We start from the raw sequence: 13,712 nt of genomic DNA on the forward strand, positions 1-13,712 counted from the left end.
AAGTACCGTTCAAAAGATGAAGAACGGTACTTTTTAAACTATTTTTCAGAAAACACTACTTCCACCACACGCTTCGAAGACTCTCCGCTCTCTAAGTAACAGAATTTCTCATAAAACGGCGCGAATGAAGCTGGCAATGTAAAGTTTGGCTGTTCTGTTTCTCTTACCCAGTCAATGACGCTGGCTGTTTCTTTCACAAGAGGTCCAGGTGCTTCTTGTTCAAAATCGAAGTAGAAGCCTCTCAGCTTGTCACGATATGTTTCAATGTCTGGCACATAGAACAGCATCGGACGTTTGAGGTTTGCATAATCAAAGAACACAGATGAGTAGTCAGTGATGAGCAGATCAGAAATCATATAAAGGTCTCTAATGTCTTCGTAATGAGAGAGGTCATAGGCAAAGCCTTCATATGGCCCTAAATCAAAGTTTTCAGCGACTAAATAGTGCATACGCAGAATGATAATATATTCGTCTCCGATAGCGGCTCTCAGCTCATGCAGATCAAGGTCTAAATCAAATTTGTACTGCCCCTTTTTATAAAATTGATCGTCTCTCCATGTTGGTGCATATAAGATCAATTTTTTATCAAGCGGCAGGTTCATCTTTTGTTTGAGTGCTCTCATCGTTTCTTCATTGTTTTGATTGTGAAGGAAGTCATTTCTCGGATATCCTGACTCAATCATAGTCTTTTGAAATTGGAAGGCACGTGTAAAGATTTCAGTCGAGTAAGCATTTGGAGAAATGAGGTAGTCCCAATTTGACGCTTCCTTCGTGAAATTCTTTTTGTATTTTTTCGTGTTTGTTCCAGGCATATGCACCTCATCCATATCCATCGCCAGTCGTTTTAACGGCGTACCATGCCAAGTCTGCAAGTATGTTGTGTGATCTGGCTTTGGAACCCATAGCGGCAAACGGCTGTTTACAACCCAATACTCCGCTCTCGCCATTGCAAAAATCCATTTCAATGACAGACGATTGATATAGTAGATTCCCTTTTCCTTAAACGGTGCTTCATGCCCTTTTTTCACGCTCCAGATCAGCGTATATTCAGGGTGATTTTTTTTCATATATTCATAAATACCACGCGGGTTACAACTGAATTGTTTTCCATTAAAGCTTTCAAAAATAACGGTTTTCTTCTTCACAGACAACTTACTTGCCAGCTTAAAGGTCGTTTGGAAAGTTCTTGTCACAAGGCGGTTACGAACTTTCTTTATTTTACCGATTTGCTTTTTGAACTTCTTCCACTTGCTTTTGACGTAGTACTTCGCACGTGTTTTCATTGTATAATCATTGATTCGGATGCCAAGCGTTTGTTCTTTTTTTCTTTCGATACACCTCATATCGAATCGGTACATCATTTCTTTTATGAATTTGGACAAGTCCTTTGAGTTTGTTCGAGCGATCTCCAAGCACTAAAGAAGTGGTTGTTAATGTTTCCTCTGCTCCGTTCACATCGCAGATAAATTCAAGATAAAAGCGATATACAAAGCGTTTGTTTAATGAATAGGTCAATTCCTCTAAAGGAACTTCCGCTGAAAATTGATAAAGCTGTGGTACATGTTGATCATCACGGTATTCGATCACTTCATCTTTTATATGGGTGATATTTACCGGAAAACGATGCTCAATTGGTTCTTCACCATTTTTCTTCAATAGAAGCTTTGCTTCTATGATCTCATACGGATGTTCTGCACTTAGAACGCCTGCATAACCGGACACAGATAACATACATCCTTTGTTGAGCTCGATATGATTGAATTTCACAACCTTCAGCTCACGTTTGATTTTCAAAGATGCATTTCCTTTGTCTGTGCGGTATGGAATAATATACAGCATGGCGTCTTTATTTTCTAAAAAAGTCATCTCAGGTTTTTCTATTTCCATTTTTAAACGGCGTTTATAGTATGACGTCTTTTCTTCTACTTCGGCATGATCCGTTTCTTTTAGTTCTTCTTCCTCTTCTTCCGAATCAGAATCATAGGCCGAGTCCTCAAGCTCGTCCTCATCCTCTTCTTTGTCTGCACTCAAATAGTCCGTCACATACAGGTTGTATGTCTGACCCTGCTCTAATGCAAGCGGAAGCGATGATTCACTCAATACCAATTTGAATAGATTGTCTTCTTGATGAACAAGCGGCAGGAAAAGCTCTTGTTTTGATACTCTTTCCCTCATAAATAAATAAAATTCTCTATCTGTTAATGGCATGTCATCGTCGATACGAATAAGCATTTCTAGTTTCTCATGATGATTTTTTAACCCTTCAACGACACTCTTCTTATGAATTCCCTCTTCAATCATTAATCGTTAATCTCCTCTGTTCAGAAATCTTACCGTTGTGTTGTCACATTATTTTACTTTCCAAGAATAGTTTCCTTGTTTCGTTTGATACGACCATCCATCGATTGACGACGGTTTATTGGTGAGCAGCTCTTCCTCTACTTCTAGACGCTGCAAAACTTCCTGAAGTTCTTCTGTTTTAAAACGAATGTAAAAATCAACGTATTTTGTTTGATTCGTTTCAATGTTTTTCTTTGTTTGAAAATGGCCAATTGGGAAGCTGACTTGATGGTTTTCATCGATTGTTTGAGATATGATTTCAGCTCCATTTACTCGATCATATCCTGCGAAATCAATTTGCACATGATCCGCATGACTCATTTCGTCCTTCAGCTCAAGCTGAAGATGAAGAACATGATGTTCAGCGCTTAGATCACGCAAAACCCATTTCATGCGGTCCAAGATCCTTCTCAGTTCATCTTTACGCTCACGGTTTTCGAGCATTTGATGAAGCGCTGTATTCCAAAGAGACATTTCATCAGATGGCACAAGATAAAAATAGGCTTGTTCTCCCAATACCTTCTCAACATCTAACTTATGCTTAGTATCTCCAAAGAAGACGGCATCCACTTGCTGTTTTCTTATTTGTTTAAATAATTCTCCGTAATGAGAATAGAGTTGATGCGGATCTTCTTCATAATGTGCGTCATGTACAAATGCAGCATAATACGTTGTTTCGGGCTGTTCGACTTTAAACAGATGACGGTCTTGATCCCGGTCTTCTGTAATCATCAGTTTCAAACGGTCATTTTGTGTTTGAATACTAGATAACCATAGTTGCTTTATATCCGTCTTCTTTGTAAAAGTTTGAATTCCTGTTTTTTTATACCAATTAATATGCCGGACTGGATTCTTTTTTGTATCTCCAGGGTAGATGATCTCCATATAGATATTGCCATCGTCATTGATTAGTTCTTCCAAGTATAGAGCACCTGTATGAGGAACAAAGCTTTGTACTCTGCACAAAACGCCCTGCCAATTGTACTCTTCCCTCTTTACTAATTGCTGCTCTTTATTATATTGATCAATAAAACAAATAGGGGAAGATGGCAGTTCATATCTCGTCACCTTCACTGTTGATTCTTCTGCTGGCATCACTGCTTCATTGATCGATTGAAAAGTTGTATCAATGATAAATTCCGAGTAACGCCTTTTACTTCCACTTTCCGGTAGAATATAGTGCTCAAATACATTCAAGATGTCAACTTGGTGAAGAAAGGTCTCCTCCAAGCTATGAATATGTTCTTTCACATTTGCATCATAATTCAAAGTTAAAATGGCATTACGTTTATGTTTGTCAGCCAATGGCTTTAATCTCGCTTTTAAAGACTTTGTTAAGGGCTCATCCTGTTTTGGTACATCACCCATGATAAAGTAGTAGTCCATATCAGGCATGTCAACTGATGTCATTGTTTCATGTTGTTCAGGTTGATCCAATGTGTGTTCAACTTTTTTCTTCATCCAATTTTGAAACAAAGGAAGCTCTCCTTAAAAATAATGATAACTTGCTCATTGTATTTTACATGAAAAAGTACTTCTCACCAAAAGATAAGAAGTACTTTTTTTCGATCTATTAAAGTCCAGCAATTTCTTCCTTAATTTGTGTTGTTGAGATGCCTTCTGTTCTTTTCAAGTACACGACTTCGCAATGCTCTTTCAAGAAATCGAATTTACCTTCCCAGTCATCTCCCATGACAAACACATCAATATCGTGCTCTTGCACGTCACGGACTTTTTGATCCCAGCTGTTTTCTGGAATGACTTCGTCTACATAACGAATCGTTTCAAGAATCAGCTTTCGATGCTCGTAGCTGTGATAAGCCTTTTTTGATTTTTGCAAATTAAACTCATCCGTCGATATGGCCACCACTAAGTAATCTCCAAGCTGCTTTGCACGTTCGAGCAGCTTAATGTGCCCCCAGTGTAATAAATCAAATGTACCGTAAGTAATAACTTTCTTCATTGCAAACATGAACTCCTTTCTTCATTCCTTATTCAACTGCTTTCATGCAGTAATGTTTATCCGTAATCCTATGATCATCGTTCGTATTTTTTCGCTCTTCGGAACCTCATTATATCACAGCGCCTATCAAACGTTAAGCAGATGTAAAGACAAACTATTTCCAATTTATTGGGCGGAGAAGGGAAAGTCCGAAGAATCAATGTTTCTTGCAGCATCCTCCTTATGAATTGATGAAAATGTCATGAAATTTAAAGGTTTGTAAAGTTATTGTTAATATTTCATGGAGCATCTGTGATAAAATGATGTGTAGACGAAAAACGAATTTACAATGAACGTTCATAGATAACAAGATGAAAAAGGAGGTCTAAACAATGCAAACAGAAGTGGTCTCTAACCTTTCTTATGTAAACGGCGACCTAGATGAATTTATTAGCTATATGAATCACCATCATATTTCTCAAAGAAGAGGCGCCATGATTGCGACTGTCAATCCAGAGATTGGCTATGCTGTTATGAAGGATCACGCGTACCATCAAGTTGTCTCCTCTGCGGATTATGTTCTGCCGGATGGTGTAGGCGTCGTCTTGATGTCACGTTTGACACAAAGTCCGCTGAAGTCAAGAATTGCTGGCTTTGATGTCTTCATGTCTATGCTTGATCTAGCAAACAAGCAGTCTAAAAGTATCTTTTTATATGGGGCGAAAAAAGAAGTGCTTGAGGCTGTTAAACAGCGAATTGATACGGAATATCCAAATGTGGTCATCGCAGGCAGCTGTGACGGTTATCAAGCAGATAAACGTTTCGTAGCAAAACAAATCGCTCGCTCGAAAGCAGATATGGTGTTCGTTGCTTTAGGTTATCCAAATCAAGAGAACTTTATTTATGAATACCGTCATTTATTCCCGCAGGCTGTTTGCATCGGTTTAGGCGGAAGCTTTGATGTATTTAGCGGAACGGTGAAGCGCGCACCACGATGGATGATTAAAACAAATACAGAATGGCTGTACCGACTTATTGTGAATCCATGGAGATGGAAACGAATGCTGAATATTCCTAAATACGCTTTTGCCGTATTGAAAGAAAACAAAGGGAAAAAACGTTACTATCCTGAGCAAGCAAAGGATCAGACGAAACAGCTGTGAGAGACTGACCAATGATGAATATACGCTCAATGATCATTTCATGCTATGCAGCTTTCATTTCTTTCATTGGATGGCTGATGAGCGGCGTGAAACCACGGGAAAACCAGGTGACGCTGCTTGTTTCATTTCAAGAGAATACAGCTGCTCTTATTGATACTTATCAACAACAGGCGAACATGACGATGAAGCTTACTGTCCTCTATACGAAGCATGCTTCTGCGATAGAAAAGGACGAGTCTCATCTGTCATTTCGCTATTTTCATGAAAAAAATCCTCTCCATCTCATTCAATGTATTTATACGATGTTTAAAAGCAAGGTTGTCGTGACAGATAATTACTTTCTCATGACAAGTGTACTCAGAAAACGTCCTTCTACCACCTGTATTCAAGTATGGCATGCCAATGGGGCGTTGAAAAAGTTCGGGCTTGAAGATGCTTCAAATTCGGAACGAAGTCCTCGTGATATTAAACGGTTCAAACGAGTCTATGCGTCTTTCGATTATATCGTTACAGGCTCAGATCATATGCGCGAGATTTTTAAATCTTCGTTTGGGGTGAATGATGAACGTTTTTTACCAACAGGTGTACCGATGACGGATGTGTACTATGAACAGCATCAGCCTTCCTTGAAGCCGAATGATTTTCCTAAAGGGAAAAAGATCCTGCTTTATGCACCGACCTATCGAGACTTTGCAATGGGCGGTCTTGTCCTGCCTTTTTCAAAAGAACAATTGCAAACAGAGCTAAACGGTGATTATATTCTGCTCGTCAAGCTTCATCCTGCGGTCAAACATTTAGCGAAGGCGGAAACAGACGATGAATGGATATTTGATGTATCCGATCAGCCGCTTTATCCATTGCTTTGCGCATGCGATGTACTGATCACAGATTACTCGTCGATCGTGTTTGAATATGCACTGCTTGAAAAGCCTGTTTTGTTCTTCACTTATGACTTAGACACTTATCGCAAGAAGCGCGGTTTAGTCGATCGATATGAGGACATCATTCCTGGGAAAGCTTGTATCACTCAAGACATGCTCTTGATGGAGTTGCTTCAACTAACCGAATCAGATGATCAAGACCAAATCAAAACCTTCGCCGAGGAATGGAATCAATATTCAAAGGGAAGGTCCAGTGAGCAGCTCTTATCCTTTATTGAACAACAGCTCTTACACAAAAAACGTCCGGCTTCTCAATAGGAAGCACGGACGTTTTTTTATTTGTTATACACCGGGATATCGTAATAGAGCGTATAGTCATCAAGCAGGTTATACAAACTATACATACGAGTGACTTGTTTATAAGCCCAGCCAATATCTGTTGCATATTGATGAGTCGCTGCACTAGACCAGCGCATTTTATAAATTGTATCTTGCTTGTATGTGGCATGATTGATATAGCTGTTGCCAATGAATTTTGCTCCGCCAATAATGGCAGCCTCTGGCGTGAACCATTGCTGTTCATACGCATACTTTGCACCAAGATAGTTCGGATTGCTGTCATATGCGCCAATGCCATACATGTTATATACTTTCTTTCCATTAAACATTGTACCATTCGCTAAAATGGAACTTCCGTTACCCGTTTCAAGCAGCGCATGAGAAATAAGATAAATTTCGTTGATATGATACGTTTTCGCTGCCGTAATAAAGGCTTGTCCTTTACCTGCAAGAATCCCTTTGCCTGCTAGAATCTTTGAATTGACTTCTGCAGGATTGAGATTCGCAGCTTCAGAGAGTTTCAGGAATTGAAAATAAGATTGCGTGCCTTCTGCAATATTAGCTGGGTCTACATATTTTTGCACCTCTGCTGCACTTGCATTTCTCCAGCCAAGGCTGATCTTGATCCAGTTTCCTTCTTTCCCAAGCTGTTTCACTTTTGCTCCTTTGTTCAGCTGCGCCACGATGTTGCTTGCAGAGCTCGAATCTGGTGTCGAACGGACATTTAAGCCGTCCGTATTCACTGTTGATGTTGCTTGGTCTACATATGGTGCATAGACATAAGCCGCACCATCTGTCTGTGGTGATACCTTCATTTGTTTGTTGACCATCTCATTGACAGTAAGGTTGTAGTTCGTTTGCATGACCATTGGGCCATTTTTGATTTTTACGGCTGTAGCTGTCCAGCCATATTGACTTTTCACAAAAGCAATGGCTGCATTTACAGTTGGTAACCCTGTGAATTGCTGCGTAATGTTGATTTTGTAGGTTGGTTTCGTTGTTGTTTGATAGGCTGCTGGTTCATTCCGGTTTTTGAAAAATGCCATACCTTGATCGCGCAATGCAGTTGTTGAGATGGCACCTGTTTTGATCTGATATTGACCATAATCAGCTGCACCTGTTTTTTGAGCAGCTGCTTTCATTTTTTGTTTCGTTAAATAACTTAACGCTTGATTCAGTTTTGTCTGATTCACCGTCGGCTCTGTTGTGATCCGGTATTGTTTAACCGCTTCAGTCAACGTTTTTGTACTGCTGGCAACGCCATTTTTCTTGATAATCTCTTGAGCCTGCTTGACTTTATTTTGCTCATATACAGGTGTTGTCTTGAGACTATACGTTTTGCTGACAGCTTGGCCCTTACCAGTTGTAATGCTGCTTGTCACCTTCTGCGTTTTTAAATATGCGGCACCTTTATTGATTTTGGCTTGCTCCGCCGATTGATTGACGACAAGTCGATACGTGCTGTCAGATGCTTTACCTGTTTTTTTCGTTGTTGCTGATACCTTTTTCCTTTGGAAGAAAGCTGCTGCTTTTTTCGCTTGGTCAACTCCTAAAAGGTTTCCAGTCACTACTTGATATGGCTGAGTAGAAGAGATCTTTTGCGATGTGTAGCGCCATTTCTTTTTCTTGAAAAAGGCCACCGTTTTTCCGTATGCTGTATCGTTCAGTTGATTGAGCTTCACGATATAATTTTTTGTTTTTCCCACTCGCTGTACAGTCCCTGTAGCGCCGGTTTGTTTCTTAATCTGGGCCGCAGCTGAGGATGCCTGTTTGTTGTCTTTGAAATAGCCTGATTCCAAGCGATAAACATTTTTTAAAGCGCCTGTCTTTTGAATCTTCCCGCTGATCTTTGCTTCTCTTTGAAGCTGGGTAAGAAGCGTCTGTGCTTTTGACTGGTTCGCTTGTGCAGCTGATGTGACGATGTAATATGGCTTGCCTGCTGTCACCGTTTGAAGCACCGCTTTTAAACCAGACTCTTTTTGAAAGCCTTGCAAGATCGTATTCGCCTTACTTTGCCCAACGATACCGCCTGAAATCAGCTGATACACAGTGCCTGCTTTGTTTTCAGTTTGGTATGTACTAGTGACACCGGCCTGCTTTTGTAATTCGGTTTGAATATTTTTGACTTTCGTTTCAGAATCAATGGTTCCTGAAATGACCTGATAGGAAGGTCTGCTTTGATTGATCACTTCGTAGGTGCTATTGAGTCCTGAGGTTTTCGTTAGCTCGAGTGAGAGCTTTTTCGCCTGAGCTTCATCATTGACGGGGTCAGATACGACCTTTTGTAATGGAAGGCGGTCACCTACTGGAGACACCGTACCGCTCATGCCCGTCTCTTTTTTTAATGCAGCTGCACTTGCACTCGCTGCTGCTTGTGACTCATATCCTGAGGCAGTGAGCTGATAGGTCGACGTGTTTCCTGAGGTTTGATAAGTGGCTGTCCACTTTTTGTCCTTCTTCAATGTTTCCACTGCTTTTTTCACTTCTGACTCTGTTGTAAATACTTTTGAGGTGTTCATCGTATAAATGGATTGATCGACATAGGAGGCTGCTTGCGCTTCATTGCCCGCCTGTACTGTCATACCAAAGGCAGCTGCGAGTAACATAATCTTGATGGTTTTTTTCACGTTCACTGTCCCTCTCTTAACTTTGCATAATCGTCTACTAATCTCTTTATCGACAAAAACAAGTACTCTTTCAAGTCATTTATGCAATAGAAAAATAGAGGACCCCTTCGAAGTCCTCTTTTCCTTTATATATGCGATACAATCAGTTCACAAGTTCCTTCAATTGAGAAGTTCCCTGTTTCAGCCGGCAGGATAAAATGAGCTCCTTTAGGCAGTGGATATGTATGCCCATCATGCGTTAGAGCCCCTTCCCCGCTAATTACACTGCACAGCAAAAACGGATAATCTTGCGAAAGCTCTACTGCTTGATCAATTTCCCATTTATACACTGAGAAATACTCTGCTTCAACAAAAGTTCGAATGGTCAGCCCACGGCGTGTTTCAACTGATTCATCTGCATAACCATCTACATGGGGGACCGTTGTGACATCAATGGCTTGCGCAAAATGAAGTTCACGTTCATGGCCATTCTGATCTTTTCGTTCATAATCATATACCCGATAGGTGGTATCTGAGCTTTGCTGCGTTTCGAGGACAAGCGTTCCTTCGCAAAGCGCATGAATGGTACCGCTTGGCACATAATAAAAATCACCAGGCTTAATCTTCACACGACGCAAAAGCCCTTCCCAATCTCCACTGTTCATCATGGTCACAAGCTCAGTTCTTGTTCTTGCGCTGTGCCCATAGATCATTTCTGCTCCTTCTTTGCAGTCAATGATATACCAGCACTCTGTTTTTCCAAGCTCGCCATTTTCATGTCTTTCCGCGTAATCATCATCTGGATGAACTTGAACGGACAAGTCCTGGTTTGCATCTAAAATTTTAGTTAACAGCGGGAATCGATCGCCTTCTATTCCCCCGAACAATTCTCTGTGATTGTCCCATAGTTCGATCAGCGTTTTCCCTTTATATGGACCGTCTTGCACGATACTTGGTCCGTTTGGATGAGCAGAAATTGCCCAGCATTCTCCCGTTTGATCAGAAGGAATATCATAGCCAAATTGATCTCTTAAGGCTGTACCTCCCCATATTCTCTCCTTCAATTCAGGCAGTAAAAAAATTGGTGACTGCTTCATTCAGGATGACTCCTCCCTTTGCTACCCTTTGATAATCCTTGTAAGGCTTGATGAAAACTAGTAAGTCTCAACTTTTATTATGACGCTATCTAAAGAGAAGTCAATCCTTTCAGTACACCAAATGAAAACGATAACACGAAAAGATTTCATCCTTTGACAGAGCCTGCGAGAAGCCCTTTGACAAAGTATTTCCCAAGCAGTATATAGACCAAAAGTGTCGGCAGCGCGGCCAATATTGCCCCTGCCATTTGGACGTTCCATTGCACAATTTGACTGCCTGATAGATTTTGCAAGGCAACCATCACCGGCTGATGCTCTGCAGTGGTCATCGTGACTGCAAATAAGAACTCATTCCACACATTTGTGAACTGCCAAATCGCGACCACCACAAATCCTGTGATCGAAAGCGGAAGAATCATATGTCTGAAAATCCCGATAAACCCTGCGCCGTCCATTTTTGCCGATTCAATCATTTCATCAGGAATGCTCACATAGAAGTTTCGAAACATGAGTGTTGTGATTGGAAGTCCATATACGACATGGACTAGTACCAAACCCGGAATCGAATTGTATAATCCGACTTCACGCAAAAATTGAATGAGTGGGATGAGGATACTTTGATATGGAATAAACATCCCAAACAGCATTAGAGTAAAGACTACTTCTGATCCTTTGAAACGCCATTTTGATAGGACATAGCCATTCATCGCCCCTAAGACAGCAGACAATAAGGTAGCCGGAATGACTAGATAAAGAGAATTCATTAAATTGGGCGCTAGCTTTTCAAATGCGATTTGATAGCTTGAAAAATCAAGTGTTGACGGCAGTGCCCACATTTTCTCAAGGGTTACTTCACCTAATGGCTTCAAACTTGTGACAAGCATGACATAAACTGGCATGAGAAAAAAGAGACTGCACAAAATCAATAAAGCATAAAGAACTGGACGGACAAACCATCTAGCTGTCATGATGACGCCCCCTTCCGGCTCGACAGGAGATATGGCACAATAAAGACCGCAACTGAGATCAGCATCACAATCGCGATAGCGGCACCGCCCGCATAATGGTTTCCTCTAAAGGTCATTTCAAACATGTACACGCCCGGAACATCTGTGACAAAGTTTGCACCCGGTCCTGTCATCGAGTAAATCAAATCGAAAATCTTTAATGAAATATGAGCCATGATGATAATGACACTTGCAGTTATCGGTTTTAATAAAGGAAAAATAATCTTCCGGTAAATCTGCCATTCGGTTGCGCCATCCATTCTAGCAGCCTCTCTTACTTCCTCTGGAATGCCTCTCAAACCCGCCAAATACATCGCTAGAGAAAATCCAGTCATCTGCCAAACAGCTGCAATTACGACTGCAATGATTGCCGCAGGGACACCAAACTCAATTTTCCCCCAGACAAATCCAGCTAAAATATTCGTATCCGTGTACCACTTAGGCTGGATACCAAGCGTCTTTAAAAACAGATTCACCCCAGTGGACGGGTTTAAAATCCATTGCCAGACGACCCCTGTCACAACGAAGGAAAGGGCCATTGGAAAGAAAAATAAATTCCGAAATAGAGATTCACCCTTGATCTTTTGATCTAGTAAAATCGCAAGTGCAAGCCCAGAGGCAATAACGGCTCCAATAAAGAATAGAGTAAAAAAGACCGTGTTCCGAAGATCTGACTGAAAGCGGAAATCTTGAAACAGCATCATATAGTTTTGAAGCCCTGCGAAAGAGAAATCAGGAACAAGCGAGGTCCAATTTGATAATGACACATACCCTGTCCAGCCAATAAAGCCGTAAACAAAGATGAATAATAACACAGCTGACGGGGCTAAAAATAGAAGCGCAAGCAGCTGATCCCCACTCCATTTTTTCCGAACACGTTTGACTTTGGGTGTTGATGCTTTTGTGATCGGCGATGTATCCATGCGCATGAAGCTACACTCCTTTTTAAAAAAGAGGCGGTGCTTAGTCGCCGCCTCCTCGTCTTTATTTCATTGAATCTTTTAAAGATGAAACAAACTGGCTGCTGTCTTTTTGTGTGACGAAGATATTGACGGCTTGATTCGCTTTTGTCACAAACCCTTCTTCAGCAGCTGAACCATGCGCGAGAGACGGCGCCAGCTTTGAGTCTTTAAATGCCTTCATCGCCGATTTTCCGTATTCATCATATTTAGACATATCTGCATCCACACGTGCCGGAATCGATCCCTTCAGCGGGTTAAATGCATCCTGTCCTTCCACAGATCCTAAGACAGATAAGAATTTCTTCACGTTTTCTGGCTGTTTCACGCCCTTTGGCAGTCCAAATGTATCGGTGATCACCATAAAGCTTCCCTCTGTTTCAGGAGTCGCCACGTATCCAAAGTCTTTATTCACCTTCAGATCCAGATCATTCACAAAGTACCCCTTCGCCCAGTCGCCCATGACGTTCATTGCAGCTTCCCCTTTTGCTACGAGCTGCGAGGCATCCTGCCAGTTACGTGAGCTGTGGTCATCATTGACATATTCAAGCATACGTCCAAAGATGTCTGCCGCTTCCTTCACTTTTGCGTCATCCATTTTCATGTCTCCAGCCCAAAGTTTTTGATATCCATCAGCGCCTAAAACGCCGAGCAGTACACTCTCAAACAAATGTGTTGCTGCCCAAGGCTCTTTATCCCCAAGCGCAAGAGGTGTAATGCCTTTTTTCTTTAAAGCATCTGCTGTCTTGAAAAATTCATCAAAGGTCGTTGGTGGCTCTAAACCTGCATCATCAAATACCTTCTTGTTATACCAAAGCACATTGCCTCTGTGAATATTCACCGGTACTGAATAGATTTTCCCATCTTTGCTGACAAGGTCGATGAGTGATTCCGGAAATTTGTCTTTCCAGCCTTCCTTTTCATATAGATCATCCAGCGGCTCCATTTTACCTGCTGCGACCCAGCTCTCATTCAGCTCCGCTCCGCCATGTACTTGGAATGTAGCTGGCGGGTCATTTCCTTGCATCCGGCTAGTCAGAACAGCCTTTGCATTTGTACCAGCACCACCTGCGACAGCTGCATTTTCAATTGGAATATCTTTATTTTTCTCTTCAAACAATTGAATGAGTGCTTTCAGTCCGTCCTCCTCACCTGCTCCAGTCCACCAAGAAAAAATGTCGAGCTTCTCTGCTCCGCCCTCTTTTTTTGCATCTGAGCTCGTCGATGAACTACAGGCAGTGACGATAAGCATACAGAGAACTAACAGCGTAAAGCCTAATTTAACCTTCATGATTGATCCCCCATCCCTATTTTGTAAGCGTTATCATAATAAGTATAATGGCAGATCCTTGCTTTTTTTTAGGCAAACTTCTTCACT

Annotated in this window: 9 protein-coding genes and 1 pseudogene; 2 read left to right on the forward strand and 8 right to left on the reverse strand. The window is 41.4% G+C overall.

The window, feature by feature from the left end; genetic code table 11:
• Window positions 1–38: 38 nt before the first annotated feature.
• From ACQYAC_RS10625 to tagD, 3 genes and pseudogenes are all read right to left on the reverse strand, one after another.
• Window positions 39–2,301: pseudogene (locus tag ACQYAC_RS10625) on the reverse strand (CDP-glycerol glycerophosphotransferase family protein).
• A 48-nt stretch (window positions 2,302–2,349) separates the two neighbouring features.
• Window positions 2,350–3,816, reverse strand: a complete 1,467-nt coding sequence (locus ACQYAC_RS10630; RefSeq protein WP_429943261.1) for an alpha-glucosyltransferase N-terminal domain-containing protein — start codon at window positions 3,814–3,816, stop codon at window positions 2,350–2,352.
• 97 nt (window positions 3,817–3,913) lie between these two features.
• Window positions 3,914–4,303, reverse strand: a complete 390-nt coding sequence (gene tagD, locus ACQYAC_RS10635; protein WP_008343212.1) for a glycerol-3-phosphate cytidylyltransferase — start codon at window positions 4,301–4,303, stop codon at window positions 3,914–3,916.
• Between the two features lie 371 nt (window positions 4,304–4,674).
• On the opposite strand from tagD, the gene ACQYAC_RS10640 reads away from it, so the two are divergent.
• Entirely contained in the window at window positions 4,675–5,445 is a 771-nt protein-coding gene (locus tag ACQYAC_RS10640; RefSeq protein ID WP_058013539.1) for a WecB/TagA/CpsF family glycosyltransferase, read from the forward strand.
• An 11-nt stretch (window positions 5,446–5,456) separates the two neighbouring features.
• Window positions 5,457–6,644 (forward strand): CDP-glycerol glycerophosphotransferase family protein, encoded by a 1,188-nt coding sequence (locus ACQYAC_RS10645; RefSeq protein WP_429943262.1) that lies wholly within the window; start codon window positions 5,457–5,459, stop codon window positions 6,642–6,644.
• Between the two features lie 17 nt (window positions 6,645–6,661).
• Here ACQYAC_RS10645 and ACQYAC_RS10650 read toward each other — a convergent pair whose 3' ends face one another.
• From ACQYAC_RS10650 to ACQYAC_RS10670, 5 genes are all read right to left on the reverse strand, one after another.
• Window positions 6,662–9,292: a glucosaminidase domain-containing protein gene (locus tag ACQYAC_RS10650; protein ID WP_429943263.1), complete on the reverse strand. Its 2,631-nt coding sequence runs from the start codon at window positions 9,290–9,292 to the stop codon at window positions 6,662–6,664.
• 125 nt (window positions 9,293–9,417) lie between these two features.
• The gene (manA, locus tag ACQYAC_RS10655; protein WP_306011300.1) at window positions 9,418–10,368 is read right to left on the reverse strand and encodes a mannose-6-phosphate isomerase, class I; all 951 of its coding nucleotides are present in this window, start codon (window positions 10,366–10,368) and stop codon (window positions 9,418–9,420) included.
• A gap of 146 nt (window positions 10,369–10,514) precedes the next feature.
• Window positions 10,515–11,336: a carbohydrate ABC transporter permease gene (locus ACQYAC_RS10660; RefSeq protein ID WP_050944374.1), complete on the reverse strand. Its 822-nt coding sequence runs from the start codon at window positions 11,334–11,336 to the stop codon at window positions 10,515–10,517.
• Window positions 11,333–12,298, reverse strand: coding sequence for a carbohydrate ABC transporter permease (locus ACQYAC_RS10665; RefSeq protein WP_058013887.1), 966 nt, complete (start codon window positions 12,296–12,298; stop codon window positions 11,333–11,335). Before ACQYAC_RS10665 ends, ACQYAC_RS10660 begins: the two co-directional genes overlap by 4 nt.
• 61 nt (window positions 12,299–12,359) lie before the next feature.
• Window positions 12,360–13,625: an ABC transporter substrate-binding protein gene (locus ACQYAC_RS10670; protein WP_339164134.1), complete on the reverse strand. Its 1,266-nt coding sequence runs from the start codon at window positions 13,623–13,625 to the stop codon at window positions 12,360–12,362.
• Window positions 13,626–13,712: the final 87 nt, after the last annotated feature.

Origin of the sequence: Bacillus sp. MM09(2025) (genome assembly GCF_050496725.1) — a bacterium.
GTDB classification, from domain to species: domain Bacteria; phylum Bacillota; class Bacilli; order Bacillales; family Bacillaceae; genus Bacillus; species Bacillus pumilus.